Origin of the sequence: Marinoscillum sp. (assembly GCF_040222955.1) — a bacterium.
Classification (GTDB): Bacteria; Bacteroidota; Bacteroidia; order Cytophagales; family Cyclobacteriaceae; genus Marinoscillum.
This window is the reverse complement of sequence record NZ_JAVKCA010000024.1, coordinates 26,273-52,962: the sequence shown is the minus strand read 5'-3', so window position 1 is coordinate 52,962 and position 26,690 is coordinate 26,273. Positions and strand designations below refer to the sequence as shown.

Genomic DNA, 26,690 nt, shown 5'->3' with positions numbered 1-26,690 from the left:
TTTATTGAGTCAATTGCTCCAGTAGCAGATTCAGGTCTCCACTGAGGTTATGATTGGCATGTGCTTCCAATGCCTTGATCATATACTGGGGGATTTTTTCACCTGCATCTTTTTTGGCTTGGATATCCCGAAGTAGCTGCTGAAGTTCGGCGATCTGATCCAGAAGCGTATTTATTTCTTTGACTTCAGCTCCTTTGGACTTCATTCGGGTATTCAGGCATCGGGTATTGTAGTCATCTACCAGTGTGGAAAGCTCTGAGATTTTATAGGTTTTGTCTTTGATGGCTTGCACGATAGAGGGGCATTCGCTCAGAAAGTCAGCCGCCACAGCCCGAAAACCAAAAGTGGGTATTTCCTGGCCCTCACCGGTGACTTTATACAGGAATTTGGGATCAAAATCATAATTGTCTTCAAAACGAAAGGAATACAGACCAAGATAACCCGGTGTGATTTCTTTCATCATCCGGTACTTATCGCCATGTTTTATGCTTTTGTAGGTGACTTCATTGATACGGGCAGCAATCAGCTGACCCGAATGAAATGTTCGTGTTTCGTCTTCTGTGGTTACAGTTACTTTTTCTGTCAGTTTTTCCTGAAGTAGGAGAGATACTTTGCCTCGAAGTGTGTCCTTTGAGGAAGTGACCAGGTAGTCGCTTTGAGCCTGAGCATGCAGTGTGGAGGTAATTAGTAGACTTAAAACAAGAAGTACTCTCATGGGGTATTTGATTTTGAGATTTCGAAAATATATGAATTTTCATTCTCCGAACCCTATTTCACTTCTGAAAGGGGTAAAAAAAAGCTCCTCAAAAATTTGAGGAGCGCATTCTATTCTTTAATTCGCTATTTCTGGTTGTGCACATGCACATCCATTTGCGGAAAGGGAATGTTGAGGCCTTCTTTTGCGAATTGCTTGTATACCTTTTCGTTCATGTCAAAATATACAGGCCAGAGATCGCCCGCTTTGGACCAGGTGCGAACCACCAGATTCACCGAGCTGTCACCCAGAGAATGTACTGCAATAAATGGTTCAGGCTCCTTCAGTATTCGCTCGTCTTCATCAATAAATTTTCGAAGCAGGGTCTTGGCTTTGTCTACATCGTCACCATACGCAATGCCAAATTTCCATTCATTTCGTCTGTCTTCTTCTTGTGAGAGGTTGGTCATGTCCGAATTGGCGAGTGTGCCATTGGGGATGTAGACCACTTTTTTGTCGAAGGTGTTGACGATGGTGTAGAATATGTGAATTTCTTTGACCGTACCCATGTAGCCTTTGGCGTCAATGACGTCACCTACTTTGAAGGGTCTCAGGAGGAGGATGATCACCCCACCGGCAAAATTTTGGAGCGTACCCTGCAGGGCCAGACCAACCGCCAGACCAGCGGCTCCCAGAATGGCGATAAAGCTAGTGACTTCTATACCCACCATGCCTATGACAGAGATGAAGAGCATCACTTTCAGTAAAGCACTGAGGAGGGTTTTTAGAAAAGGTGTGAGAGAAGGGTCAAAGTTTCTTTTTTTCATGACCTTCTCAAACCCACGTGATACCATCCCAATGATCCAGAGACCAATGATAAGGGTGATAATGGCCAGGACAACTTTAGGTCCATATTCCCATGCATACTCCATCGCTATAGCAGATAGGTCTGTGATTTGATTTACTTGTTCTTCCATACAGTTAGTAATATTTTAACCGGTGATTTTGTTATGAAAAATGTCAATCTTCGGGGAAAGGGATAAATAAGAAGTTTGTGAATTCCCGATCTACGATGAAAAGGCAGCAGTACTCATCCGGGTCTTTATATGCTTCTTTGAATTTTTGTTCTTCGGCAATGAGCTGCCGCTGGGCAAACTCCTCCATGAAAGAAGCGTAGTAGTTCCATTCATTTTCCAGTTTGCCTTTTTCGTACAGCAACTGGCCTATGGGTACATCTTCTTTGGATACCGGAAACACCGGATACTCCGAAAAACCCTTCTTCCTGATGAGATAGGAAGCCTCTTTGAGGTACTCAGAGACTTTCACAAAATCAGAGGAGATTTTGCCAAGGTATTTGGGGTCTAAAGTAGGATCGTTTTGCATTTTATTTTGCTTTTATCGAGCAGGTTCCTCGCAGGAATTGGTATCGGGCAAAGGAAAGGTAAAAGTGTGTTTATATCAATTTTGTTTTCAAATCAACGGTGTCATTGGTTGTTACCGGCCTAGTAATTAATGGCTGTGCACCTGAGGATGCAAAACTTGTCATTATTATTAGTTTAATCCTATCAATTATGATAGGGTGTACAAATTCGAGAAAGGAAACTTTGTTCTTATCCTCTCTAAATTGATCGCTCTTCATTAAATTCAGTCATCTCTATAAATTTGCTAGGTGAGACGCCAAAATATTCAGAAAAGCTTCTTGAGAAATGAGATAGATATTTGTATCCGGTTTTTTCAGAAATTTCTTGAACTGAGTACTCCTTCCTTCTTAATAATTTAGCGGCCATTTTCAGACGGATTATTTTAATAAAATCTGCTACGGTTTGCCCTGTAATCTCTTTAACCTTGCTATACAACACCGATCTACTCATACCGGCCATTTGTCCAAACTTATCGGCGTTAAAGTCGCTTCTGTGGCAGTTTTGTTCCACTATCTGGATGAACTTGTTTAATAACCTCTCATCTCTTTTTATGTTAGTAAAATCCCCGGGTAGAATATCAATTTCTTTGAGAAAACGATCTCTAAGAATAGTTCTGTTTTTGATGAGGTTATTGACCCTGGTTTTCAGAACACCTGAACTAAATGGCTTAGGTATATATTCATCAGCTCCTGTTTCATACCCTTCGATCACGCTTTCATCAGAACTTTTAGCTGAAAGCAAAATTATTGGGATATGACAGGTGTTTACATCTTTTTTCAACTCCTTACAGAGCTCATAACCGTCTAAATAGGGCATCATTATGTCTGATATTATCAGGTTCGGGTAATTCTTCTTTGCCATGATCACCCCTTCCCTTCCATCTTTAGCGGTTTCGATGTTGAAATCACTTTCCAAAGCCTGGTAAATTAGTCGTCTTATGTCGTCATTGTCTTCTACTAGTAGTATGGAGTATTTATCACTATGTGTTTTTTTGATCTGGTTAGAATCCTTTTCGGATTCTGCAAGGTCATTTTGTGAAAGGGTATTGTAAATGGTGTGATTTCTTACCGTTTTCGCTTTTTCATATTCATGATCACCTAAAGGCAGCAAAATTGTAAAATCAGTCCCTTTTCCAACGTCACTTCTTACTTCAATTTTGCCTTTCAGTAGTTCCATTATTTCTTTCACAAAAGATAATCCAACCCCGGAGCCATGGTGGAAGTAGTTATCATGTTTTACCTGATAGAATCGTTCAAAAATGTTCTCTATTTCATTCCTGGGGATTCCTATCCCATTATCTCTGACAGTGATACTGGCAAATTGTTGTTCAGTTTCTGTAATAATCACATCAAGTTTTACAACAACCTTTGCTTCAGGAAATGAAAATTTAAACGCGTTTGACAAAAGATTCAGAAGAACTTTTTCAAGCTTATCAAAGTCAAATGGCATGAGCAATTTGTTATGCGTAGTTTGAAAAATCAGGCTTGATTTCTTTTGGTCAACAAGCAGGCTAAATAGATTGCAGGTTTCCTTTATGAAGCCTACCAAATCATTTTCGGCAATATTTAAAGGCATAACACCAGCTTCCATCTTCCTAAAATCCATTAGTTGATCAACTATTCGATGTAATCGAATTGCATTTTTGTAGATAAGCCGTAAGTTTTCCTCATTCTGTGACAGAGGTTTATTCACATTGTTTTGGTATTGATATTCTTCTGAGCCCAGAATTTTCTTAAGTGGTTCAATTATCAGCGTTAAAGGAGTTCTGATCTCATGAGAGATGTTTGTGAAGAATTTAAACTTCTGCTCATTTATCTGGTTTTCATGGTCAATTTTGTTTTTAAGAACTCTTTGTCTTTCTATTTTCAAGACCGAATTTCGTAGCCAGAGCAAGCTAGCTACGATGACCAGTACAAACATGAAGTAAAATATATTTGTCTTCCAAAATGGTGGTGTAACAATAATATTAAGGGAAGTGGTTTTGCTACTCCAGACATTATTATTTGACGCCTTAATAATGAAATTATATTCCCCGGGATTCAGGTTGGTATATGTAACTGATCTTTGGGTTGCATTAACTTCAGTCCATTGTTCCGGTTGATCAAATCCATCCAGTCTGTATGTGTAATTTAAATTTTCTGGATAACGATAATTCGGGGCTACAAATTCTAGTTTGAGAATATAATCTTTGCTGGATAGGATGATTTTTTCCAACTCATGAATTGATCTGAGGTTTTTTGTTTTAAGCTTTTCTTCAATTTTGGCTAATTCTTTACCTCCCACTTCAATGTTTGTAAGAATAACTTCAGCAACAGAACTATCCAACCTTATTTGATGAGGTGAGAACACGTTAAATCCGTTTACCCCGCCAAAACATAATTCGCCAGATGCTAAAGTTAATGCTGCATTGACATTATACCCTTCTAATTGAAACCCGTGTTGCTGATTAAACAGATGAACTGTTTGAGATTTTTTATCTAACCTGGTGATACCTTTATTGTGGCCAAGCCATAAGTTTCCAGTTTCATCTGATAGCATACTTTTTATATTGGTGTTGCTGAGTTTGTTCTGTGGGGATTCTAGATAAAATTTTTCTCCAGGACCATTTGGCATTCGGAGCCTAAACAGTCCCACAGAACTCCCGATAAGGAAATCACTTTCATTTTCCTGAAGTATTGCATTGATCTTTTTTCCGTACAATGAATTTTCAGGAATGTCCGAATCAAAAAAGTGTATTACACCGGTTTTATCTACATAAACATATAAGCCGTTTATGGTAGAAATCCATATATTCTCCTGCTTATCTTTATAAAAACTTGTTACATTATCACAATAAATTCTTAAACTGGAGTCCGCGCTGTTTTTGAATTGTGAAATTGTTTGAAAGCTATGAGTCGTTTTATCTAGAATCCCTATACCGCCTCCATTGGTTCCGACCCATAATCGCTTTTGAGAGTCTTCAATAATGGCTCTAACATCATTGTGTGGAATGCTTCCTTCGTCAAAAGTATTGGATGAATAACTTTGAAAAGATTGGCGTACTGTATCTAACCTACTCAGTCCAAGCAAAAAGGTACCTACCCAGATTTGACCCTGAGAATCCTGATACAAGGATAAAATAGCATTCTTTTCACCTGATGAAGGCTTCGGTCCGTCAATGGTTCTGTGGAGGCTATAGTCTGAATTGTAAATAAGGATAGTGCCCGCATCAGTTCCGACCCATAATTTACCCCTGGTGTCCCTCATTAGTGAATTAACCATATTGGCACCTGTGTAAATAATTTCATCTCGCCTGGGCTTGATGTGTACAATCTGGTTATTAGTAAAATAGTCAATCACATTTACCCCTCCATGGTAGTTTCCGGCCCATAAATTTTTATCGCGATCAATGAATAAACAGCGTATAATAGGATTGCTAATAAACGTATTTATACTTTTCGAGTGGGTCGTTTCTATTAACTTCCGGTTCTTAATATCAATGGTTTGAATGCCTGCGCCATCAGTTCCAAGAAGGTATTTGTGATCCTTCAAATGAATTATAGATGAAATGAAAGTTGAAATTTTACTACTCTCTGTAGAATTCGGGATGATTATCCGCTCAAACTCATCACTCTGACTTTTGTAAATGTATAAACCACCTCCGTTTGTCCCGACCAGATAGGACGTTTCACCATATGGTTCAATGCTCAGTATATGTTGGGCTTTTTGCTTTGAATCTTGATTATTGGCTAAATACGATCTTGTAATGCGCTGATTTTGGTAATCGTACAGCAATAAACCTCTGTTTGCTGTGCCAATCCACAATTTTCCAGGGCTATGCCCGGTAATTACGGACGCAGAAGTGTTCTCATAAGGGCGATATCGTTTCGCCTGCCTGGAATTTATTTTGTAATGAATCAATTCGCTGTAATCAGAACTTAGCCAGACACTGCTATCATGAGGTGCGAAATAGGCATAAAATCTAAGATTATTGGTTCGCTGATATGTCACATCAAAAAGGCTGGAATCCTTTTGATTTTTGTTAAAGTAAATATTTCTGAAAGTCTCCGTCAGACGGTTGAATTGACTCAATCCATATCTGGTGCCCACCCATAAGTCATTGTGCTGATCTTCAAAAATGAATTGAATCTCATTATTTGAGATGCTGGTGGAATCTGTAGGGTTGTGGGTAAAGCAGTTAAATTCTATGCCGTCAAAGCGATTTAAGCCATCTGGTGTACCCAACCAGACAAACCCGTAATGATCCTGGAAGATTTGGGTAATGGTATTTGATGTCAGTCCTTGAGCTTGAGTGTAATTTTTTGATTTGAAGGGATTGCCAAAAGCAACCGAATTACAATGGAAAAAGACGCTGCATAGTATTACATATCGCAACAACTCCACAGTATTTCTTCTAGTTTGAAAAATCATTGATGATCCCCTCCTCTTAGGATACCCGTAGCTTACTGTCAAGGTCTAATGTAATAATAAATTCTTCCTTATACTACTTCTTATTGGTATCAATAATTTTGACGATTGGATTTAATCATGCATGCTCAAAAACGTTTTTATACACTGATTATAGTATTGTGGGTGCCGAAGTGGCATATTTGAGGTCATTGTTATCACATAGGTGAAAAGGTAAACCTGCCTAAACAAATTCGTTTAGGCAGGTTTATTGTACTTGTTATGTGATGGTTATTTTTTGTATACTTTGTGAGTAGAGGTTTCGGAATTGAGGGTAACCTTCAAAACATAGATTCCTGTTTCAAATTGGGACATATCTACGTTTACAATTCCAATAAGATTACTTTGCGCAAACACCTTTCTTCCATAGGAGTCATAAATAGACAGAACTCCACTGCCAAGCTCCTCCGGCATTTGAATTTTTAGGGACTCATTTACTGGATTTGGATACACAATTACTGGAGCTGCTGACTCAACCGTCAATGCACTTTCTCCTAATCTAGCCCCATTAGCCCTGGTTCTGGTGGTGATTGTGCTAATTGCAGATTCATTTCCTGCTTCGTCGTACGCACTCACGCCCAAAGTATAACTGGTATTTCTTTCCAGTCCAGTAAACTGATAGCTGGTTCCTGCAGTGGATCCCACAGAAACCCCGTCAAGGAACATATTATAGCCGATTACACCTACATTATCCGTGGAAGCATTCCAGGAAATATCAATTGTCGTTGTAGAGGAACCAGTTTTTGATAATTGTGTTGGAGCAGATGGCGCCTCGGTATCATTTCCAGGGTTTGAGCCTACTACTTCAATCCAATTTATATTAAATAATGGCCCGGTTGCATATAATCTCAATGTATGTTTCCCTACACCAAGATTGAAAGTTCCCGAGGAAATGGTTGTCCAAGATTGCCAGTCACCTGTAGCAGGAATATTTACAGTAGATTCAGTAGTGCCATTTATTTGTACCTGTACCTGACCGGTAGCATCAACCGCAGCTACTCTTAAATCCAGCTTATAGGTACCTTCAGATGCAACGTCTATGCAGTAGTCCATCCAGTCATCAACATCTATATAGCCAACATTTTCACCTCCCTCAGAACATGGTTCTGTTTGGATACCAAACATGTTTTTGTAATTTTCTGCTTCAATTCTACTTGAAATGGCAAAGCAAGTCGCTGGTGAATAATTTGCTGTTATTGAAATATTTTGAGCAGGCATGGTAACCGAAGTAGTGGAACTATTGATGTTATCAATATAGGCAATAGCACCTGACCATTGACTGAAAACCTTGTCAGCTAATGGTGGATCAGCTGTAACATTGACAATTGCGGATTCAATGTAATCTCCATCCCCGCTGCCATTGTTTACCGTTAGGCTATATGTGGTATTGGATACATATAAGGCTTCAACCTGAATATCTTTACCGCCCATGGTTAAAGTGGTATTCGGATTAAAAATGTCCGCAATACCCTGGGTTTGGCCTATCCACTTACTAAAGATCATTCCGGCTGGGGCACTATTTGCGACCAGGTTAACAGATTCACCTAGCAAATAATCTCCATCAGCAGACCCATTAACCACAGTGAGGTGATATGTAGTGTTTTCACCATATGCGGCATTAATGGTAGTATTTGCAATTTCCTGGAAAACCCAGCTTACATCATTTCTGTCCATTATGCCAAATTCCGCAACATTTCCATTGTCCCACAAAACCGGACACATTCCGCGAGCAATACTTCCCTTCACATAATGATCTGCATGAGCTAATCTATCAGACAAATTATTGTTATGAGTTGATCCCCACTCACCTAAAACTACCGGAATACCATTTGCGACAAATTTGTTATACACCCTGTCAAGTTCATAATCCAGTGAGTTTTTATCTCTTTTTGTTCCCCAAGTAGCATCTGATCCCTCAAGACAAAACTGATATGGAAAGTAAGTGTGTATGGAGACAATAGCTCTGTTATCATTATTCGGCAAGACAAAATCATTCATGGCATTGTCCGTAGAACTGGCAGCGTACGTGGAAATCATTAAATGCCTAGTTGCATTATTTCCTCCTGTAGCCCTTATTGCATCAACACACGCCTTATGATATTGGTTTAAGACGTCACGGCCTTCTGCTGTTCCTCCACTCCATTCTTCAGGTGAACCCTTAAGTCTAGGTTCGTTGATCGTGTCAAAAATCAGATAGTCGCCATAATTTTTGAAACGGTTGGCTATTTGAGTCCAAACTTTGGTGAGGCGGTCTTTAACAACATTTAGCTCAGCGTAAGTTGGAACTATCCATTCGTCATGATGTATATTGATGATCACATACATATCGTTATCAAAGGCGTAATTAGCCACTTCTTCCACTCGATCCATCCAGACTGGATCTATTGTGTAGTTGGGAGCTGGCCCCATATGAAATTCCCAGGTGACAGGAAGTCGCAATGTTTTAAATCCCTGATAGGCGATTAAATCGATCATCGGTTTGGTTGTAACTGGGTTTCCCCAGCCTGTTTCATCAGCAGCATAAGAATCTAAGCTGTTTCCAATATTCCAGCCTGCACCCATATCTGCTACTAATTCCATGGATGTGATGTTGCGCATACCCGTATACGCAGTAGATCCATAAATATTAGTCCAACTTAGGAAAACGAATATTGGTAGGTACCAATAAATCATTTTTGTTAGTACTGCTCCTGCAGTCATTTTAGATCCAATCATTTTCATAGTGTTTAGAGATTATTTTGTGATAAATAAACCAGACTACATAGATGATTTTAAAAAAATATCACCGCAAGAATTGATGTTTTAGGGTTTTAATTATTTGTATTAATATCTGTATTTCGGTCAAATGATTAAGAAATCAAGACAAATACATAATTATGCCAAGCTTGTTTGTTAGAGGGTTTTTCTTGGTATCAATTTTTTTATTAGTGTTGTCTGGGGAAAATGACGTTTTATCATTGAATGACCGAAAACCTCCCCCTTCATCCTCGAATTGTCAAAGTACTTGAAAATTCAAAAGTGGTGGAAATGGAAGAAATCACCATTGAGGCACCTCCGATCCCGGGTATGATCCTGCTAAAATTTGTTGGATGAAGTGATTTAGACCCTCTTAATATTCAAGTAGTATCGGGTGCTCTTAAGCGCTCCTGTTTTCTTAGCACCAATTTCCACCATTTTGGTTAAGTCTCGTGTGGTGGTGGCACTTGGAGCACCGGTAATGGAACAGTAGTTTTTGGCGCTAAGTCCACCTTTGAAACCCGATATGCCTTCACTAAATATACGATCAACAACCTTGAGCTGACGATCATTGAGATGTCCTGAGAAGGGTTGATCTTCCGTTTATCGATCAATATATCCTATAAAAGTGATCTATAAAACCATGGTTTATAGATCATCTTCTGATAGGGGCAAATAAATTCCTATCTCAACTTTAACAACATCACATTTTCCACATGATGAGTCTGCGGAAACATATCCACTGGCTGAACAGCCACCACTTCAAAAACCGGTGAGAGCAGCTCCAGGTCTCTGGCCTGAGTAGCGGGATTGCAGCTTACGTATACCAGCTTTTTCGGTTTTATCTCATTGAGCATCTCCACCACCTTTTGATGCATGCCGGCCCTAGGCGGATCGGTGATGATCACGTCCGGGTGTCCGTGTTTCTTCACAAAGTCGGCATTGATCATATCTTTCATATCACCCGCCAGGAAGGTAGTGTTGGTAATGTTGTTCAGCTCCGAGTTGATACGTGCATCTACAATGGCTTCTTCCACAGACTCTACCCCAATGACCTTTTTGGCTTTTTTGGCCACAAAGTTGGCAATGGTGCCAGTGCCGGTGTAGAGGTCATAAACCACCTCATCACCTGTGGGACCTGCGAATTCCCTGGCTACTTTGTACAATTCGTAGGCCTGAATACTATTGGTCTGATAAAATGACTTGGGCCCGATTCGAAACCTGAGCCCTTCCATCTCTTCATAGATGAAGCCTTCTCCATGAAAAGTATGAACCGGCAGGTCGAAGAAAGTTTCGTTTTGCTTGGGATTGATGATGTAAAGCAAAGACGTGATTTCCGGAAAGCTATCTTTCAAATGACTTAGCAGGGCAGATAGGGCGGGCTGGTCATCATAAAATACCTGTAGGATCACCATCAGATCTCCTGTGGTGGAAGTTCGGATGATCAGGTTTCTCAGGAGTCCCTCCTGTTTTTTCAGATCAAAAAAAGTGAGTTCGTTTTTCTCGGCATACGCCTTTACGGCCAGTCGGATCTCATTGGAGGGATCGCCCTGGAGCCAGCAGTGATTGATGTCGAGGATTTTGTCGAACCTTCTGGGGATGTGAAACCCCAGTGCATTTCGGCTGAGCTCGTCATTATCTTCTATCTCTTCCCGTGTGAGCCAGCGCATGTTGGAGAAGGTGTACTCCAGTTTATTTCTATAGTAGGTGGTCTGCGCAGATCCCTTGATGGGGAGAAGGTCGGGGAGGGCGGTCTTGCCAATCTTTGCCAGATTGTGTGCCACATGGTCTTGTTTGTGCTTCAGCTGGGCATCATACTGTATGTGCTGCCACTTGCAGCCACCACAGGTGCCGAAGTGCTCGCAGAACGGGTCTGTCCGATCGGCTGATTTTTCATGAAAGTGGATGATTTCACCAAGAAGAAATTTCTTTTGCTTACCCACTATTCGCACATCCACTATGTCACCGGGCGCACCATTGGCTACAAAAATGACTCTGTTTTCATGACGTCCCACACTCTTTCCGTCAGATGATACACCGGTAATCTCCAGCTTTTCGATAACTTTACTTGCCTTCATTGGGCGCAAAGCTACTAAGAGTTTCTGAGGCGTTCTATTGGGGTTTGGAGCAAAAACACTGTTCTATAAGATTAAGACTTGGTATGAAGAAGATTTCTCTTTTCATCTGCGCGTGGTTGCTTTTTTACGGCCTGGAGGCTTTCCACATCGTGGGGGGAGAAATTGAGTTCATTACCATTGAACCGGGTGTCTATAGGATCAACCTCATTCAATACCGGGACGAAGCTCAGCAGCAGAATACTGAATATGACCCCTCGGTGACGGTTTATATCTACTCCAACAAGGACAACCGACTCATTTCCACTCATTTACTTCCGCTTTCAACCGTAAGCGAGGTGTTTTACACCAATCCTGAATGTTCCATAGAGGAGTTGCAGACCTCCAGGGTGGTGTATACCAACGTGATAGACCTGGAACCTTCTACCTATGCGGATGCCGAGGGATATTATGTGGAATGGGAACGCTGCTGCCGCAACCTGGACATTGTCAATGTAGAAAATCCCGGTCAGACGGGTATGAAATACGTGGTAGAGATTCCTCCACTTTGGAAAAACGGGAAGCCATTTATCAATTCTTCTCCGGTTCTATTGAAGCCGCTGAGTGACTATGCCTGCATTAATCAACTTTATTATACCAACTTCACTGGCACTGACCCGGACGGTGATTCACTCGTTTATCGACTGGTGACGCCCCTCAATAGTTCGGCTCCAGATCCTGTGCCGATCCCTCAGGCTAAACCGCATATTCCCGTCTACTGGGCAGAAGGATATTCTCTGGAAAATACTGTGCCGGGTAATCCACCGCTGCGCATTACCCATAAAGGATTGCTGACGGTTAATCCTAAAACCAAGGGGTTGTATGTGTTTTCTGTGTTGGTGGAAGAGTGGCGGGATCAGGTAAAAATCGGGGCCGTACAACGCGATTTTCAAATGCTCGTCAGAGAAGAGGGTTGTGATCCACCTGACCCTCCGGAAGTGGGCATCAAAATACCCGGCAATGACAGCTTCGACCCGGAAGTGGACGTACTCAACTATGCCCTCGAGGACGATAAATGTTTTGATTTCATCATTACCAACATCTCCGCCGGAGAGCAAATCACGCTGAGGGCCGTTCCGGTCAATTTTGATGAAGAGCTGGATGATCTATTTAGCATCACTCAGTCTTTTGTGAACCCTGGTCAGGATACATTGGTGGTGCAGGTGTGCGCGCCGGGATGTCCGCCAGTAAGAGATGGTCCCTTCATCATAGACCTGATCGCCAGTGATGATGCCTGTCCGCTGCCGCAAATGGATACCGCAAGGCTTACCATCAATGTAGAGCCACCGCCCAATCAGTTTCCGGATTTCACATCCTTTAGTCCGGGCTACACCATCGATGAAAATGAAGTACTGACGCTCAGTTTCACTGCCACTGATGCAGATAATGATAGCCTGGAAATGATCCTGTATGTGCCGGGCATAGAAGACCCGGCTGACCTGGGGTTATTCGTGGAGGTGACCCGATCAGAAAGTGGGCTGATGGAGGGCACACTTACCTGGGATACTAACTGTCAGATATATGATTTTTCCAGCTTTCAGAATTTTCAGTTGGCGCTCCTTCCTGAGGATTTTGATATCTGTGAGGTGGAAAACCCCAATGTGGCATGGCTGAACATGGGGGTGGTTTTGCCTCCAAATACCAGCCCGGAGGTCACGCTGGGGTCTGATCTGGTGGTTACTGCCCGGGATGGTGATGTGATCAGTTTTGACGTGCTTGCCACAGATTTAGATCAGGACACTGTCAACCTGAGTTTGCAGCCGCGGGGGTTTCAGGGATCGGGGATCGGGGTGAATTTCTCAGATGCCAGTGGCGTGGGCAGTGTCAATTCTCCTTTTCAATGGGTGGTGGATTGCAGTCTGCTGGATTTGACAGAGAAACGGACTTTCGAATTTTTATTTATTGCAGAGGATCAGGACAGATGCGATGTGGTCAATCAGGACACTGTGTTGTTCACTGTGAACCTGGACATTCCTGAAAATAACCGTCCTGAGATTCAGGAGTATGCCGATACGGTGTTAAAAATCAATGTGCCTTTTGAGATGGATATTTCTGCTTTCGATTTCGACGCAGGTGATTCGGTGACCATTGAATTTTTGAATCCCTCCCGGCTGCCCAGGTCTGAGTCTCTTTTCTTCGAGCGCAAAACAGGGCTTGCTGAGGTTACTTCCACCCTTTACTGGACACCCGAGTGCTCCTTGCTGGATTTGGGACAGGAGTCTGGCTTGTTCGAAATTTCCTTTTTGGCCTATGATGATGGCTGCCCTGTACAGAAGCAATACACCATGAGCATCACCTTTGAGATTAGGGAGACTGATGAGTTGTTTTTGGGGTTTGAACCCCCCAATGTCTTCACCCCCAATGGAGATGGGCACAATGATACCTATACCCTGACCAATCTGACACAGCCACGGCAAAATCTACCTCCGGATAACTGTGATGATGCTTTTCAGTACATCAGCATTCATGACCGGAGCGGCACCAGTGTTTTTCGCAGTGAACAAAGGGATTTTGTGTGGGATGGCAAGAATGTGCCTGCCGGGGTGTATTACTACGTGATCAAATATGATCAAACCCAATACAAAGGGTTCCTTCAGGTACTCCGATAACCTCAGAATCCCGCCCCAAACCTGATTCCGGCTCTGGAGTGCTGCCCGTTGGTCACACTGGTATAGAAATCGACCCGGAAAAACTTCAGGATGTGTTCGATGCCCGCTCCAAATTCAAAATAGTGGCCTAAGACAGGAGTGGTGAGGTAATTTACTGACCCTACTGCCTGCAGGTTCAGACGCCTTACCCCAGGGATTTTATTAAAAATAAATTCATTGAAATGGTGCTCATAGTGCGCCTGGAGAAAACGATCCTGTGTACTGTAGGGATAGTAATCCAGCAATTGAAATTGATTTTCTCCATCTGTTTGCCTGAGGTAGGTGAGGTTGCCATTGAAGTGATGAAAATCCGGGAAATACATTCGTTGCGTATTCAGAAACAATCCTGTTTGGGCGCTGATTTTACTTGTTCCCACCTGACCTACCCTAAGACTGTATTCTGATCCCAGTTTCACCAGGTCGTAGTTGGTGTCGCCCCCCAGGAGGTTGATTCCTTTTTTGTAGAAAACATACACATCCGGGTATATGGAACTGAGAATGATTTTGCGGTCAGGGCGCTCAATGTATTGCTGAGCAAACCGGATGCGCAGGCGAAATGCTGCTGTGAAGGCCTGATGTTTGGGGAAGTCAGTCGCTGCCAGTTCGTAATTGAAGGGTGTATTTGTGTCAAAGGTTTTATCAAACAGGTTGTAGGAGGCCGTGTTTTGGAGTGTTTCGCGCTGCTCATAGCTGAGTTTTCCATTGAGGAGGAGTCCATTCAGGAGCTCTTTCTGATATCCAAAATAGGCAAAATGTTTTTGAAACAGGCGCATATGATTTTCCCCTCTGACCAGCGTAAAGAAGCTGTTGCTGAAGGGAGTGATGGGCTCCTGCTCATTGATTTGGAAGACGTATCTACCCAGACCTCCGGTGAGGATCAGTCGTTTTTTCAGGTTGATCATTTTGGCTACTTCCACCTTAGCCTGAAGCTTCTTATTGCCAAACCCATACCGCAGACCGGGTTTGATGGTATAGTCAAAAGACTGTTCAGTTCTTTTCTGGAAAGAAAACTCCAGGTTAGTTACCAGCCCTTCCACGGAATTGTACTGAAGCCCCTCCACCAGGGTAGGGAAGCCAAAATACCTGCGGTTGTAGCTATTGAAGTGAGTATAGCCATTAAAGAATAAATTGCCTGGTTTGAACTTGTTTCTTACCTGATCCAGAGAATCTTTGTACGGCTTGGATTCTTTGATCACCCCTATGGAATCTTTCAACTGATAGTCTCGCACCTCTATTTCGGTCAGGGGAATGGGGCGAACAGTCGCCCAGTATAGAGAGTCTTTTTCATTTGCTCCTTCTACCACAGTCACCACAGCGTTGGAAAAATCCTCTTTGGAGAGGAGGGGTTCCTGGCTTGGCTCCTTCCGGGCTTTTTTTGCAGCTTTTTTAGTGGGTGTCACCTCTGCTTTTGGCTCTGTTTTTCGTGGCTGCCAGTAGTTGGGTTCTACCCGGTAGTTTCTGTAAATGGCTGAAAAATGTCCACTGCCTTTGAAGCCAAAAGCCCTGAACTTGAAGGTGAAACGCTGTGAAATGGGCATCCAGATGTCATAGTCAACGGGAGCGAACACCTGACGGAATGAGAGCGAATCCAAAAACTCGATTCCATTGTCTTTGGTTAGCTTCACGTCCACATTGTGGATGCGCCAGCTGTCCTCGATGATGTACAGGTACCCACTAAACACCGGGTCTGTCTTACGCTTGGGTATGATTTTTATTTTGTTGATAAAAAGCCCATTTTCTACTATGGTGCCGGCCATTTGGTAGTCATAGTACAGAAATGCATTGTTGGCAATGGGTGAGATAAACGAGCGCTCGCTTAGTCCCTCTATGAAAAAACTGTTTTCATAAAGGTTGATTCTCATCTCGGAAGCCTGGTTATAGCTGAAAGCATTGTTGTTTCCGCTCACCTTAGAGGAGATCATCGTTTCGTTGACTTTGTCCGGATGCAGGTACTTCAGTTTGGAAATGGACTCAGAGAGGTACACGATCCCGGTATCGATGGTCACGGTCATGCCCAGAAGGCTGTTTGGCTTTTTGTCCAGCCGCTGAAGGCCTTTGATGTACACTTCGCAGGTGTACGCACTCACTTCATCAGCGAAGTATTTTCGTTTTTTGATGGCATTGCGGATCACCTGTCGTGCCGGATCCTTTTCGCTGGCTGAGATGACCACTTCCTTAAGCACCAGGGTTTCGGGCGCCAGCTCAAAGTTGAGTGTCGCGTGTTCACCCGGAGGCAGGTCTATGGTTTGTGCCTGCCGTGCATAGCCGATGTATTGCGCCACTATGGTGGCAGATCTGGTGCTGAGTGTGAGTTGATAACGTCCGTCCGCATTGCTGGTGGTACCATTGGTGCTGCCTTCTTCATATACAGTGGCGAAAGGTAAAGCCTCTCCGGATTCATTCTGGATCATACCGGAAATGGTATTTTGCCCTTGTAGGAGCATGGGATAAAGCCAGAAGGTGAAAAGACTAATCGATAATTTCCAAAGCATTGATGAGATCCGCTATTAAAAGACCCGCGTCCTCCAAACCTACATAAAGTCTTATTCTGTTGATGGCCGTATCGGGTTTATTGTAGTTGAGTGAGCTCATTGTGGTGATGGCCGGAAACGCGAGCGATTCAAAACCACCCCAGGAGCATCCTAGCTTGAAACGCTTGAGGGCATTGCAGAATTGTTCTATCTGATGTGCATCGTTGGTTTTGAGGTCTATCGTCATAAGTCCGCCATTTCCGGAAAGGTATTTCTTTACGAGTTCAGGCTGAGCAAAGGATTCAGAATGGGTGTAATACAATTTGGCAATTTTAGGATGCTTTTCGAGGACTTGGGCTACTTCCAGAGCATTTTTACTCACTTTTTCCATGCGGAGCTCCAGCGACCTCAGTGATCGTATCATCAGCCAGGCTTCCAGCGGTGAGATAATGGCGCCGAAAGTCATGTACTCATTTTTGAAAATGGAGAGGTATAGATCAGCGGAGGTACATAAGACCCCTGAAACCACATCCGCATGTCCGGACAGGTATTTGGTGGAAGAGTGGACAATGATGTCCACACCATGGCGTGCGGGTTTCTGATACAGTGGCGAGGCGCAGCTATTATCCATGATGGTGCGGATGCCTTTCTGTTTGGCAAAAGCTGTGATCATTTCAATGTCCTGCATTTCGTAGGTCCAGGAGTTGGGGCTCTCCAGGTAGATCAGTCTGGTGTTGTCCCTTACATGTTTGATGATGGCCTCAGCGTCCGAAGCCTCCACAAAGTCGCTTGCCACATAAAATTTGGCTAGAATACCTTCGATCAGTTTTTTGGTCCAACTGTATGGGTTGGATACACACACGATGTGATCACCTGCTTTGACCTGGGAGATAATGGCTGCTGTGATGGCTGCACTACCACTCGAAAAGATCAATGCATGATCGGTTTCCTCCAGTGCGGCTATTTTCTCCTGAAGTACCTGCACAGTGGGATTTGCCCCACGTGTATAGAAAGGGATGTGATCCTCGTGTTCCAGGGCGGTTTTCATATGCGCCAGGGTGGGAAAAATGAAGTTGCTGGTTTGGTAGATCGGTGGGCTGGCTGCGGTCCCGTCAAAAGAAGTGCTTTCACCCAGGTGAAAGAGGATATCATCTATGTTCATAGGCTAAAAATAGGCCATATCGGGCACAACCTATTTTACATCTGAAATTATGAAACCACATGGGATTATTGAGGGTCTTTGATATTTCCATATATTATTTGGAGAAATAATAGGAATATTTAAAAAATTGAAATCAAAATTGTGAAAAAAAGCAAATTATTTCGTGAAAACGCATTTTTACAATATGAATAAGATGTCTGCCGTCAAATACGGGTCGATTATATAATTATTAATATTTTGATGGTTTCATAATGAAAATTTAAAAATTGACCCTGTTCAGCTTAAAATAAGGTGACAAAAATGTGTAAGTATTAAAATTTCGATTTTGATAATTCGTGATTATGTCCTTTTATTTGGAGTGTGGAAAGAGGCTAATTCCCCGGTTTGTGCTAACCGGCAGCCGAATCTTCGCAACGAATTTTTAATCTTAAAAACTTATGAACATGATCACCAACCTATTGATGATTGTACAAGATTCGGTAGCCGTGGCAGACACCATTGCGGCGGTAGTTCCGGAGGTTGTAGAGACTGTTGCGGTGGCAACAGATTACAGTGCGGACATTACGGCCAACCTACTTACGGCCAATAACATTTGGATGATGATGGCCACAGCGCTGGTTTTCATTATGCACCTGGGTTTCGCCGGTGTGGAAGCAGGATTTGGCCAGTCCAAGAACACGGTTAACATCCTTTTCAAAAACACACTGACTCCTATTATAGGTATTCTTACCTATGCACTAGTAGGTTTCAACCTGATGTATCCTGGCTTTGACGTTCCTGGCTGGTTCGGCTTTGCAGGTTTCGGTCTTGAAACTTCTGCCACTGCGGATATCTCTGCGGAGTATGCCAGTGCCGGATACACTTACTGGACAGACTTCCTGTTCCAGGCGATGTTTGCTGCTACAGCTGCCACTATCGTTTCTGGTGCAGTAGCTGAGCGGGTAAAGTTAGGTGCTTATCTCATTTTCACCTTGATCTTCGTGGGTATTGTATATCCGATCATTGGTAGCTGGAAATGGGGTGGTGGAGCACTTGATGCGATGGGCTTCTATGATTTCGCAGGGTCAACACTCGTACACTCAGTAGGTGGATGGGGTGCACTTGCCGGTATCATGATCGTGGGTCCAAGACTTGGAAAATATGTAGATGGCAAAGTAATCGACAAGCCAGGCTCTAGTGTGCCATTGGCTGTGATCGGTGTGTTCCTGCTTTGGTTAGGTTGGTTCGGTTTCAATGGCGGATCCGTTCTTTCAGCTGATCCAGGGTTGGTGTCTTTCGTATTGGTGACTACTTCTCTGGCAGCCTGTGCTGGTGGTTTGGGTGGATTCGTTACCGGATACCTTGTTTTCAAAAGATTGGATCTGGGTATGGTATTGAATGGTATTCTTGCCGGACTTGTGGGGATCACTGCAGGCGCCGATGTGATTGAGCCAGGTAATGCCATCGTAGTAGGAATAGTCGCTGGTATCCTTGTGGTAATCTCAGCCATCACACTGGACAAATTCAAATTGGATGACGTGGTAGGTGCAGTTTCAGTTCACCTTACCTGCGGTATTTGGGGAACACTCGCTGTGGGTATCTTCTCTATCAATGCCGAGCATACCTTCATGACTCAGCTCAAAGGAGTGCTAATCTGTGGTGTTGCTGCTTTCGTCTGTGCGTTTGTGATCTTCTACGTATTGAAGTTGACCATCGGCATCAGAGTATCTGAAGAGCACGAAAAAGAAGGTCTTGATAGCCACGAGCATGGCATCAGAGGATACACCATCATTCAGGAGTAATCGCTCCTCTGTTCAAAAAAAACACTTCTAAACAAATAGGCCTCTGAGCTCTAAGGCGGGAACCATTAAAGTACTCAGAGGCCTGTTTCAAAAACTTTCCAAACTCATTTATTTAAAAAGCTTATGAACACTTTTACAAAACTATCAAAAAGATTTCTGATTGCTGCAATGTTGTTGCTGGCAGTTGTGACCGTGAAAGCACAAGAGGAGGAAGAGCCTTCTTTCTCACTGAGTGGATCTGTAGATACTTATTTCAGAACTAACCTGAACGCTGCAAATTATACCGATTTTGATGATGACGGAGTGAACGAAATTCAGTCTCCAGGATCATCTTTTGCTAACCTTCCAGGGTTCTCTTTGGGTATGGTTAATTTGATTGCGGCTTACGAAGGAGAAAAAGTAGGTTTCGTTGGAGATTTGGTATTTGGACCCAGAGGAGCGGATGCTGTATTCGGATCTGCACCAGCTTTGAACATCGTGAATCAGTTGTATGTATACTGGAGTGTAAGTGATGCGTTAACTATAACTGCAGGTAACTTCAATACCTTCCTGGGTTATGAGGTGATCTCTCCTTCTGCTAACTTCAACTACTCTACTTCATACATGTTCTCATACGGGCCATTCTCTCACTCAGGACTGAAAGCAGACATTTCTGCTGGTGATGTGAGCTTCATGGTGGGTGTGTTTAACCCTACCGATGCTACAGACTTTAACCCATCAGGTGACTACCTGGGTGGTGCGCAGATTGGTTACGGTGGAGCTTACCTGAACTTCTTGTTTGATGATGAGTTTTTTCAGGCTGATTTGACTGCCGGATGGGATTTGTCTGAGTCTTTTTACCTGGGTGTGAACGCAACCAGCGCTTCTGACAACTTCTTTGGTGCAGCACTTTACCTGCAAAATTCTTTCTCTGATGCTTTCTCTATGGGATTAAGAGGTGAGTATTTCAGTGACAAAGGTGTAGGTGTATTGACCACCGACGAGAGTGTAATTGACCTGACTTTGTCAGCCAACTATACAGTGGGTAGCCTGACACTTATCCCTGAAGTAAGATTGGATTCTTTCTCAGAAGATGATGTGGTAGTTACAGAATTCAACAGCCCTACTGACTTCAAAACCGGTAGCTCTTTGTCTTCATTCGTGATTGCTGCAGTATACTCTTTCTAAGGGTCAGCAGTTAAGACATCACAAATCCCATTTCCGACCAGATTCAAGGTCTTTCGGAAATGGGATTTTGTATTGAATTTTTATAGAATTATTGGTTTATTAACAATTTTTCATAAATAATGATGAAAAATGTTTAATAATTCAGTTATTTTTTTAAAATTTGGAGTAATAGATATTTTACTAATTAAATCGTAATTTTTTAGTTAAACAAGTTAAAATATAAACCAGAATTAACATGGCTAAGTCAAAATTGGAGTACATCTGGCTTGATGGTTACAAGCCTACCCAATCATTAAGAAGTAAAACTAAAGTGGTGAGTAATTTCAGTGGAAAACTCGAAGATCTGGATGATTGGTCTTTCGACGGTAGTTCTACTGAGCAGGCAGAAGGGGGTTCTTCTGATTGTATCTTGAGACCAGTATTTGTTTGCCCGGATCCGGTGCACGAAAACGGCTACCTGGTCATGACTGAGGTAATGAACGCTGACGGTACTGCTCATGAGTCTAATGGCAGAGCGACCATCGACGATGAGGATGATGACTTTTGGTTTGGCTTTGAGCAAGAGTACTTCATTTGGGATCCTGCTACGGATAAGCCTTTGGGCTTCCCGGCCAATGGATACCCAGCACCACAGGGACCTTACTACTGTGGAGTAGGTGGACAAAATGTCTTCGGAAGAGAAATTAAGGATGAGCACCTCGATCTTTGTATCGCGGCAGGTTTGAATGTAGAAGGTACGAATGGTGAAGTAGCTGCCGGACAGTGGGAGTTTCAGATTTTCGCTAAAGGTGCCAAGCAGGCTGGTGATGAAATCTGGATTGGCAGATTCTTGCTGGAGAGACTGGTAGAGAAATACGGGCTGTTTATCGAGTATCACCCTAAGCCACTTGGTCAGACTGACTGGAATGGTTCAGGGATGCACGCCAACTTCTCCAATTCTTTCTTGAGAACAGCTGCTTCCAGAGAGAAGGTAGAAAAGGTATGTGAGGCCTTCAGACCATTGGTAAAAGAACACATTGCGGTTTATGGAGCTTATAACGATCAGCGACTGACTGGTAAGCACGAGACTGCCTCTATCAATGACTTCTCTTATGGAGTATCAGACAGAGGCGCTTCTATCCGTATTCCTCTTTACACCAAGACTCACGGATGGAGTGGTTACCTGGAAGACAGAAGACCAGCCTCTAACGCAGATCCGTACAAAGTGGCCGCAAGGATCATCAAAACGGTGAAGCCGGTAAAATAATAATTGCCCAGGCAATTGAGCAGAAATAAAACAGGCGCCCGATGTAATCGGGCGCCTGTTTTTGTTATAAGGTCTTGAGGTTTTTGGTACGGATGTAGGCCACCTCTTCCTGCCAGCGAATCTTGGTCCAGAGGACATCCGATTGCAGCACGGTGACTTTATTGCCCTTTTCTATGTAGTCTATAGGCTCCGCGCCAGCTGATGGGCCTGTCATGAGCAGTGCATGGTCGTGGCTCACGATACCCGTATCGGCCAGAAAAAGCTGGTTGCTCAGCAGGCCTATGAGCACGAGTGTCAGTGCTTGCAGAAAAAGAGACACTCTGGGCAGCTCATCTTTTTTGCGTTTGCTGTAGCCGTAGATGAGCAGAAAAAGCGAAAAGGCCAGCAGGACACAAAGTATCTCCACTTCATAATTTCTAATAAAATTGGCCATGAACTTAAAGTCTGAATACTCGAAGCCCGACAGGTTATGCTCCTCAGCCAGTTCACGCATTTTGGTGAGTGCGGCCTTGTCTGAGGTTTTCAGGTAATAAAGGTTGAGGTAGAATAGCGCATCGGCATAGTTGCCCAGGCCTTCCTGTATAAAAGCCATCTTAGTGAGCATGGCAGGTGAAGCTTTATCCTGATTAAAAATATTCTCATACTTCTTCAGTGCTTCTGTGTATTTTTGATTGGCAAAAAGGGAATCTGCGGTTAACAATTCGGCATTTTGGCCATAAATCGGAAGGCCGATGACCAGGATTAGAAACAATGTCTGAATTATTCTGATAAAAAAGTATTTCATTGTTGTATTTTGAAAACAAGCTTCCTATTTTTGCAACCGCAATTTAAGGAAACGGCCTTAAAAAAAAGCAAAATAATCACACGATTCGCTAGCTCAGCTGGTAGAGCAACGCCCTTTTAAGGCGTGGGTCCTGGGTTCGAGCCCCAGGCGGATCACCACCAAAAACCTTACCACTTCGGTAAGGTTTTTTTGTTGGTATACGTGGAGGATTGAATTTGGATTGATCCAAAACCTGGGATCAATCTGTATTTTGCATATAGGCTACCAAAATTGCAGACTATAAATTATCATTTGACTACCCCAAGACTTGCACTCAAGGTCAAAAGATTGAGGTGAAAGGAAATTATAGTTGACTATTAACGGAAAAGTGCTTTATTTAGCAGTGTGTCAAAGCTCGGTATGATTCTCTTTCTATTATCCTGATCGTTATGAAAAGGGTGATGGAATTTTTTTGTAAGCCAATCTACCGTCTTCATTTATGCTGTACCAACCAAGCTCTCGTATGTTAAATGCAGAAAACACTTCCCCAAATGTGTTCATGGTCTGTTCACTTCTTTTATTCACATTCTGCGCGAATGCTCAGAATTCACCTCAGGAAATAATCCCACCCTCGCCTGAAGCTGCAGCGTTTGGGAAATATATTGAAAATCCGATTTCCAAATACAATGGAATGGTTGATATCAATATTCCGGTCTACACTGTAAAGGAAAATGAGATCGAAGTTCCAATAAGTTTGAATTATCATTCATCCGGTATCAAGGTAGAGGAAGAAGCTACCTGGGTGGGGCTAGGTTGGACACTTTTTACTGGAGGTGTCATTACTAGGTCTAAGAGAGGGCTTGATGACTTTATAGATCACATTCAATTTGGTTGGTTAAACCCAGCCTCAGGCTACCTTCCAAAGAGCCCTGGCGATGACCTGGTTTATGATTATTTATCCACGGCATGTTCTCATACTATTGATCCTCTGGCAGATTTGTTTTACTTTAATTTTAATGGGCATCAGGGGAAGTTTATACTCCAACCAAATTCTGATGAGCCGTTGTTATTGTCCATTGGCAATTACAAGATTACACTTAACACTGACAACCTTACATGGGATATTGTGACTCCCGATGGATTTAATTATCAGTTCAGAGAAAAGGAATTTTCTCAAGTTTTGTATACAGAGGGATCATTTAGTGATAAGTTTAGTGTTCCATTTGTGGAAATTCCATACGCTGCAAGCGATCCTTATATTTCCACATGGTACCTGACTAAAATTGTCTCTCCTAATGGGAGTGAGGTATCATTTAGTTATAAAGACTCTGATCCTGACGGAAACACCTTTTGCTTGAGATCGGCACCAAATTTTAGCGAAACTCAAACATATAACAATATACCAGGTACATATGGAGGAATCGATGAGTCCTCTGATTGTGCTTTATTTGACGCGAATAGCGAGAACATTGAAGCTGAACATTTCTATATACAGCAAGATGACGGGTATTCATTATCTGTGGATGTGGGCTGTCTTCCCGATGCCCTAACAGGACCTTTTCCTGCTATTAACATCGGAATGTCTCTATCACTCTCTGGTAGCTTGCTTACTTCGTTTAGTAAGTACTTGGATGAGATTTCGTTTTCTTCAGGGTCTTTGAAGTTTGTAACCAGCGATCGTGCTGATCTGGCTTTGCATACAGATGGGGCGACTGGCTACGTTCATGATGCAGCACAAAAATTGGATTTCATCCAGCTATTAGATAGAACAGGTCAGGAGAAAGAGAGATGGACGTTTGACTTTAATTATTTTAACTCAGGAGGAGCCCCGGATTATTTAGCCAAGAGATTGAAATTGTTAAGCTTGAGGCATGAAGGAGGGGGTATTAGTGATAATCCACATGTTTTTGGTTATGAAGCTAATGGATTGCCTCATAAAATTAGTTTTTCCAGAGATCACTGGGGATATGCCAATGGTGCGGGAGATCAAGCCCGCTTAACACCATCGATATCTTATTATGCAAATAATGCTTTGCTTGAAGTGAGAAGTGGTGCTAACAGGGAGCCGAATGAGCTCTATGCCAAGGCCTGGGTGCTCAATTCAATTACCTACCCCACTGGAGGTACAACCAACTTTTTTTTCGAGAGTAATGATGTTAACGTAGAGACGTCATCAATAAATTCAAAGTCTTCTACTTTTATTAGTCTTCAAGGGGATGATTATGCCGCGTTTGAAGTGGCTGGAGCTGGTCGTGAGGTGGAATTCAATTTATCTCTTTATTGTGGAGGGCCTGAAAATTGTTTCTCTACGGATCCATCCAGTCAATCGACGTGTACATTGGAAACCGAAAATTATAGTGAGAAGTACTTTGAGCTAATTCATGTCTCTAGTGGTGGTGGATCATTTACCAGAATGTTTGCTGATTTTCTTTGCGCTGATGATGATTATACAGGCCCGTGTGATTCACCCATTATTTACAAAACCATGGCTTCAGGTTCAAATGGAACAAGGGTTTGTGGAATTAATTTAAAAGTCAAGAAAATTCTGCAACCAGGGAAGTACCTTGTTAAGTCGGTCATTAAGAACAATTTATTTCCTTCGGTATCATTTACTCTGGATCATGGTGTCAGCACCTCATCTGAATTGGTAAATACGAGTTCAAAAATGGCTGGACTCAGGATTAAGAAAATTGAGCATTCGGACGGTATTAGACCGGATAAAAAGATTATCCGGAGGTTCGAATATAACAATGTTAATATTTCAGGAAAGCCCATTTCATCGGGAAGATTGATGACCTACCCACGGTATGTTTATGGAATCTTCTTCCCTGATATTTCAAAGGATAATCACAAATACGGTGTTACGAGGTTTTATGTAAATAGTGAATCAAACGTACCGTTAGGAACCTCTGCCAAAGGACATTTTGTGGGGTATGATAAGGTTACTGAATATTTTGGGGAGTATGGCGAGGGGGGGGCTATTGAGCATTTTTATGAAAACACTCCTGACGACCCATCGAATAAGTTTATTCCAAATAGCCCCATCATTACCAATGCAGAGGAGAATGGTTATTTAAACAGAGAGGTTTACCGGGATATAGATGGTCGCATGGTAAAACAAGTAGATTTCGTTTATGAAACTCAAGAGCTTGAGTCAGCTTACTTTTTGCACTATTATTTGGAGAATTGTGACACCTACGATTTAGAGGCTCAATCGCCGGTACCAGATTTATATTTTAAGTTTTCGAAAGAAAGACGACTTTGGAAGTACCTAACCGAGAAGACGGAAAAGATTTATAATCCGGGAGATGTTACGGAGTTTTTGGAGACCAAGACAAATTACACCTATAGCCCGGCGCACTATCAAATGCTGACAGAGGATGCCAAAGAGATGAAATCTGGTGAATCCTATAAAACCGAATATAGTTATCCGCTTGATGTTCCTGAGTTGGTGCCCCCGGAGCTCCTCACACAAAATCGTCATCAAACATTGATTGAAAAAGTCGAATACAAGAACGGCTCAAAGGTCGGAGGAACAAGGTTTTTGTATTATGGGGACGATGGTGTAGCGCACCTTGACACCATAAAAGCTTGGGATCAAAATGGGAACTGGTATCCCACAATGGCCATTAGTTACTATACCAATGGGAAGCCTAAAGAGTTTGTTGGTAGGGATTTGGTGCCATATACAGTTCTGTGGGCCTATGGAGGAAATTTTCCAGTCGCAATTGTCCAAGGCAGTGAGTTTGATGCAATAGTGACTCTCACCGGGGACCCTGAAGGAGTATCGGGCATTATGGATGAATTTGATAATGGAACCATCAGTACATTTTTGGCCCCTTTGGAAGGATCAGGCTTGCGGGTATCAACCTTTCTGTACGATCCTCTGAAAGGAGTCGTTTACAAAAAGCAGATTAATGGTGCCGCAGAGGAGTTTGAGTATGACGGGTTAGGAAGGGTTGAGAAATTCGTGATGGAATTAGCCAATGGGAATAGCCACACTTTGAAGAAAATTATCTATCAATCCGCCAACTAGTTGTC

Annotated in this window: 14 protein-coding genes and 1 tRNA gene; 6 read left to right on the top strand and 9 right to left on the bottom strand. The window is 42.7% G+C overall.

The genetic code is table 11. The annotated features are described in order from the left end of the window. Nucleotide 1 precedes the first annotated feature (1 nt). The 6 genes from RIH33_RS20915 to rlmD form a co-directional block, all read right to left on the bottom strand. Entirely contained in the window at nucleotides 2-715 is a 714-nt protein-coding gene (locus RIH33_RS20915) for a hypothetical protein (protein ID WP_406650675.1), read from the bottom strand. 125 nt (nucleotides 716-840) lie between these two features. Continuing rightward, entirely contained in the window at nucleotides 841-1,671 is an 831-nt protein-coding gene (locus tag RIH33_RS20910; protein ID WP_406650674.1) for a mechanosensitive ion channel family protein, read from the bottom strand. Nucleotides 1,672-1,714: 43 nt separating this feature from the next. Further along, nucleotides 1,715-2,077 (bottom strand): hypothetical protein, encoded by a 363-nt coding sequence (locus tag RIH33_RS20905; protein ID WP_406650673.1) that lies wholly within the window; start codon nucleotides 2,075-2,077, stop codon nucleotides 1,715-1,717. 236 nt (nucleotides 2,078-2,313) lie between these two features. Continuing rightward, nucleotides 2,314-6,525, bottom strand: a complete 4,212-nt coding sequence (locus tag RIH33_RS20900) for a two-component regulator propeller domain-containing protein (RefSeq protein ID WP_406650672.1) — start codon at nucleotides 6,523-6,525, stop codon at nucleotides 2,314-2,316. A gap of 267 nt (nucleotides 6,526-6,792) precedes the next feature. After that, nucleotides 6,793-9,276 (bottom strand): cellulase family glycosylhydrolase, encoded by a 2,484-nt coding sequence (locus RIH33_RS20895; RefSeq protein ID WP_406650671.1) that lies wholly within the window; start codon nucleotides 9,274-9,276, stop codon nucleotides 6,793-6,795. 704 nt (nucleotides 9,277-9,980) lie between these two features. After that, a complete protein-coding gene (rlmD, locus tag RIH33_RS20890; RefSeq protein WP_406650670.1) occupies nucleotides 9,981-11,375 on the bottom strand; it encodes a 23S rRNA (uracil(1939)-C(5))-methyltransferase RlmD in 1,395 nt (464 codons plus the stop codon). Nucleotides 11,376-11,458: 83 nt separating this feature from the next. On the opposite strand from rlmD, the gene RIH33_RS20885 reads away from it, so the two are divergent. Beyond that, nucleotides 11,459-14,020 (top strand): gliding motility-associated C-terminal domain-containing protein, encoded by a 2,562-nt coding sequence (locus tag RIH33_RS20885; protein ID WP_406650669.1) that lies wholly within the window; start codon nucleotides 11,459-11,461, stop codon nucleotides 14,018-14,020. Between the two features lie 2 nt (nucleotides 14,021-14,022). On the opposite strand, the gene RIH33_RS20880 is transcribed toward RIH33_RS20885, so the two are convergent. Next, a complete protein-coding gene (locus RIH33_RS20880) occupies nucleotides 14,023-16,551 on the bottom strand; it encodes a DUF5686 and carboxypeptidase regulatory-like domain-containing protein (protein ID WP_406650668.1) in 2,529 nt (842 codons plus the stop codon). Then, nucleotides 16,529-17,692: a trans-sulfuration enzyme family protein gene (locus RIH33_RS20875; protein WP_406650667.1), complete on the bottom strand. Its 1,164-nt coding sequence runs from the start codon at nucleotides 17,690-17,692 to the stop codon at nucleotides 16,529-16,531. The genes RIH33_RS20880 and RIH33_RS20875 overlap by 23 nt, the downstream gene beginning before the upstream one ends. A gap of 443 nt (nucleotides 17,693-18,135) precedes the next feature. Here RIH33_RS20875 and RIH33_RS20870 point away from each other — a divergent pair, with 443 nt between their 5' ends. The 3 genes from RIH33_RS20870 to RIH33_RS20860 all read left to right on the top strand — a co-directional run bounded on the left by RIH33_RS20870 (nucleotide 18,136) and on the right by RIH33_RS20860 (nucleotide 21,886). Then, on the top strand, nucleotides 18,136-19,473 hold the full coding sequence (locus RIH33_RS20870) for an ammonium transporter (protein WP_406650666.1): 1,338 nt from the start codon (nucleotides 18,136-18,138) through the stop codon (nucleotides 19,471-19,473). Between the two features lie 123 nt (nucleotides 19,474-19,596). Next, nucleotides 19,597-20,640, top strand: a complete 1,044-nt coding sequence (locus RIH33_RS20865; RefSeq protein ID WP_406650665.1) for an outer membrane beta-barrel protein — start codon at nucleotides 19,597-19,599, stop codon at nucleotides 20,638-20,640. Between the two features lie 235 nt (nucleotides 20,641-20,875). Beyond that, the gene (locus tag RIH33_RS20860; RefSeq protein WP_406650664.1) at nucleotides 20,876-21,886 is read left to right on the top strand and encodes a glutamine synthetase beta-grasp domain-containing protein; all 1,011 of its coding nucleotides are present in this window, start codon (nucleotides 20,876-20,878) and stop codon (nucleotides 21,884-21,886) included. A gap of 64 nt (nucleotides 21,887-21,950) precedes the next feature. Here the strand turns inward: RIH33_RS20860 and RIH33_RS20855 are convergent, their stop codons facing one another. After that, nucleotides 21,951-22,670, bottom strand: coding sequence for a hypothetical protein (locus tag RIH33_RS20855; RefSeq protein WP_406650663.1), 720 nt, complete (start codon nucleotides 22,668-22,670; stop codon nucleotides 21,951-21,953). Nucleotides 22,671-22,752: 82 nt separating this feature from the next. Here RIH33_RS20855 and RIH33_RS20850 point away from each other — a divergent pair. Continuing rightward, nucleotides 22,753-22,828 (top strand) — tRNA-Lys (locus RIH33_RS20850). Between the two features lie 344 nt (nucleotides 22,829-23,172). Next, nucleotides 23,173-26,685 (top strand): hypothetical protein, encoded by a 3,513-nt coding sequence (locus RIH33_RS20845; protein WP_406650662.1) that lies wholly within the window; start codon nucleotides 23,173-23,175, stop codon nucleotides 26,683-26,685. Nucleotides 26,686-26,690: the final 5 nt, after the last annotated feature.

Bases quoted from the DNA above. Each gene is read 5' to 3' on its own strand.
- RIH33_RS20845 (WP_406650662.1), top strand. From the start codon at position 23,173: ATGTTAAATGCAGAAAACACTTCCCCAAATGTGTTCATGGTCTGTTCA.
- RIH33_RS20870 (WP_406650666.1), top strand. From the start codon at position 18,136: ATGATCACCAACCTATTGATGATTGTACAAGATTCGGTAGCCGTGGCA.
- RIH33_RS20905 (WP_406650673.1), bottom strand. From the start codon at position 2,077: ATGCAAAACGATCCTACTTTAGACCCCAAATACCTTGGCAAAATCTCC.
- RIH33_RS20885 (WP_406650669.1), top strand. From the start codon at position 11,459: ATGAAGAAGATTTCTCTTTTCATCTGCGCGTGGTTGCTTTTTTACGGC.
- RIH33_RS20910 (WP_406650674.1), bottom strand. From the start codon at position 1,671: ATGGAAGAACAAGTAAATCAAATCACAGACCTATCTGCTATAGCGATG.
- RIH33_RS20915 (WP_406650675.1), bottom strand. From the start codon at position 715: ATGAGAGTACTTCTTGTTTTAAGTCTACTAATTACCTCCACACTGCAT.
- RIH33_RS20880 (WP_406650668.1), bottom strand. From the start codon at position 16,551: ATGCTTTGGAAATTATCGATTAGTCTTTTCACCTTCTGGCTTTATCCC.
- rlmD (WP_406650670.1), bottom strand. From the start codon at position 11,375: ATGAAGGCAAGTAAAGTTATCGAAAAGCTGGAGATTACCGGTGTATCA.
- RIH33_RS20895 (WP_406650671.1), bottom strand. From the start codon at position 9,276: ATGATTGGATCTAAAATGACTGCAGGAGCAGTACTAACAAAAATGATT.
- RIH33_RS20860 (WP_406650664.1), top strand. From the start codon at position 20,876: ATGGCTAAGTCAAAATTGGAGTACATCTGGCTTGATGGTTACAAGCCT.
- RIH33_RS20865 (WP_406650665.1), top strand. From the start codon at position 19,597: ATGAACACTTTTACAAAACTATCAAAAAGATTTCTGATTGCTGCAATG.
- RIH33_RS20875 (WP_406650667.1), bottom strand. From the start codon at position 17,692: ATGAACATAGATGATATCCTCTTTCACCTGGGTGAAAGCACTTCTTTT.
- RIH33_RS20900 (WP_406650672.1), bottom strand. From the start codon at position 6,525: ATGATTTTTCAAACTAGAAGAAATACTGTGGAGTTGTTGCGATATGTA.
- RIH33_RS20855 (WP_406650663.1), bottom strand. From the start codon at position 22,670: ATGAAATACTTTTTTATCAGAATAATTCAGACATTGTTTCTAATCCTG.